At 47.7% G+C, this 556-nt stretch carries 1 pseudogene; it reads right to left on the bottom strand.

From position 1 onward, the window contains the following. Positions 1-526, bottom strand: a pseudogene (locus tag ACTHUR_RS17030) (glutathione synthase); the annotation flags it as partial. Between the last annotated feature and the right edge of the window lie 30 nt (positions 527-556).

Here is a 556-nt window from a genome sequence, read left to right as displayed (position 1 = left end):
GGCGGAAAATGCCCATACCGCCCATGCCGTCCAACGGTTTGATGATGATGTCGCCGTGTTCTTTCAAAAAGGCACGGACATCGGCGGAACGTGTGGTAACCAAAGTGGGCGCGGTAAACTGGCTGAAGTTCAAAATCGCCAATTTCTCATTGAAATCGCGCATTGCTTGTCCGCTGTTAAATACTTTTGCACCCTGCTGCTGTGCCAACGTCAAAAACTGGGTTGCGTACAGATATTGCATATCAAACGGCGGATCAGTGCGCATAATGACCGCATCGAAATCTTTCAAGGCCGTCTGAACTTTTGCCTCTGCTTTAAACCATTCATGATCGTCATCGTTCTTCGCGCCGACAAACTCAAATGCCGCCGCCTGAGCCACCACCAAGCCTTCACGGACGGACAATTCTCCGCTCAAGGTATGAAAAAGCTGCCAACCGCGCTTTGCCATTTCACGCATCATGGCGTAAGTAGTGTCTTTATAGGTTTTAAAACTTGCCATTGGATCGGCGATAAACAGGACTTTCATCAAAATTTCCTTGTAAATAGACGATATAAT

The sequence above is a fragment of the Neisseria sp. P0021.S007 genome (genome assembly GCF_051956855.1).
This window is presented reverse-complemented; position numbering and strand designations above follow the sequence as displayed.